This window comes from Megasphaera sp. AF13-6AC (assembly GCF_027685385.1).
In the GTDB taxonomy this organism is placed as follows: domain Bacteria; phylum Bacillota; class Negativicutes; order Veillonellales; family Megasphaeraceae; genus Megasphaera; species Megasphaera micronuciformis.
Window position 1 is genome coordinate 1 of the sequence record NZ_JAQCUN010000214.1, and the last position, 1,410, is coordinate 1,410.

General features: G+C 43.6%; 3 protein-coding genes. 2 read left to right on the top strand and 1 reads right to left on the bottom strand.

What is annotated here, in order from left to right:
* On the top strand, nt 1–577 hold a 577-nt coding region (locus PGX78_RS08255), incomplete at its 5' end, for a DNA repair protein RecO C-terminal domain-containing protein (RefSeq protein ID WP_270446466.1).
* Here the strand turns inward: PGX78_RS08255 and PGX78_RS08260 are convergent.
* Nucleotides 517–1,053: a transposase gene (locus PGX78_RS08260; RefSeq protein ID WP_270446467.1), complete on the bottom strand. Its 537-nt coding sequence runs from the start codon at nt 1,051–1,053 to the stop codon at nt 517–519. The genes PGX78_RS08255 and PGX78_RS08260 overlap by 61 nt on opposite strands.
* A gap of 92 nt (nt 1,054–1,145) precedes the next feature.
* Here PGX78_RS08260 and PGX78_RS08265 point away from each other — a divergent pair.
* Nucleotides 1,146–1,410: MATE family efflux transporter (locus tag PGX78_RS08265; RefSeq protein ID WP_270446469.1), on the top strand; the 265-nt coding region annotated here is incomplete at its 3' end.

Sequence of the window (1,410 nt, forward strand, 5' to 3'; positions counted from 1 at the left end):
CGGCAATCCTTTTTTTCAATTTGCGCGGATTGCATTTGAAGCGCGCCGCAAAGATAATACGTATACCATGGGAGAATATGAATGTCGTAATGCGAAAGCAGTGATGAACCTGGATTGGAACACCTATGCATATACACAAATTTTGGCGGAAATCGTTACCTCCCTATTTCCGGAGGGAGAGCGGGATGAAGAGGTATATCAGTTGCTGAATGCGTATGCAGAGACCATCGATTATAAAGACGTACGAACGGCGACTATTATTGCCGGTTGGCAGTTAATTGCTTCTGCCGGATTTTTTCCTGATATCGACCGGCTTTTCGTATATAGGAAGGGAAGACTTGCTAACGGACTACGTCGGTTTTTTCTATCCGATAAAAAGGAAGACGGCTTGTTACCGGAACGATTGAGTCCGTTTTTGCTCAACCAATGGAAGTCCGTATGTACTTATACATGGCGAGATGAGCCCTTGCGTTTAACGGCCGGAGCTTTGCAGTATTTGGAAGAATTTTTATATTCTTATACTGTCCAATGTTCCGAGCGGGAATTGAAGTCCTTGTCAGCTTTAACTTTTTCCTGATTGTGACCGTAAGGTGCAGACGATTCGGCTATGTACAGGCGGTCATAAGGCCAGTAGGCGTAATGAACCTTTAAGTTTAAACAGGCTGTACGAAAGGCCAAGTCTGTACGCAATTCTTCGACTAAAGAGTCGTGAGCCGAAATAGTCAAACCGGTAGATAAACGGCGTTCCAGAAGGCTTCGGCAATAGGTTATGAAACGGGTAATATCCGCTTTTTTGCCGCCTTTAAGAGTTATGACTAAGTGTATATGATTGGGCATAATAACATACTCTGCCAGGTTTATGTCCGCATGCTTTTCTTTAATTTCTTCCATGAGTGCCGCCGCTTTTTCGCCGAGACGGGTCGGTTGCCAATAAGGGCCGCCCAGGCCGGTGACAACTTTTCCGAATAATGGTTGTCTGTGAGAAATACAGAAAGTAAAAAAATACATTTTTTCATTGTGTCCGGCCTTTTCTTGTGTTTTGTAAGTTGTCATATAAATCACCCTTTTTTATGATGGAATACAATAATTGGATTTTATTTAAAAGTTCGTTAAAGTGAGATTAAAAAATTTTGACAGGAGAAGCTATGGTTCGTAATATGACGGAAGGCAGCCCTATGAAGCTTATCGTAGCCTTTACGATACCCTTACTCATAGGTAACTTGTTTCAACAGTTTTATAATATCGCCGATATTATCATTGTCGGCCGATTTATAGGCGTACATGCCTTAGCCGCCGTGGGGGCGACGGCACCGTTGTTTATGGGACTGTTAGCCTTGACCATAGGATTGGCATCGGGATTTACGGTTATTACGGCCCAACGATTCGGTGCAGGTGATGAAGCGGGCGTGC

Coding starts and splice junctions, on each gene's coding strand:
- PGX78_RS08260 (WP_270446467.1), bottom strand. CDS start 1,053: ATGACAACTTACAAAACACAAGAAAAGGCCGGACACAATGAAAAAATG.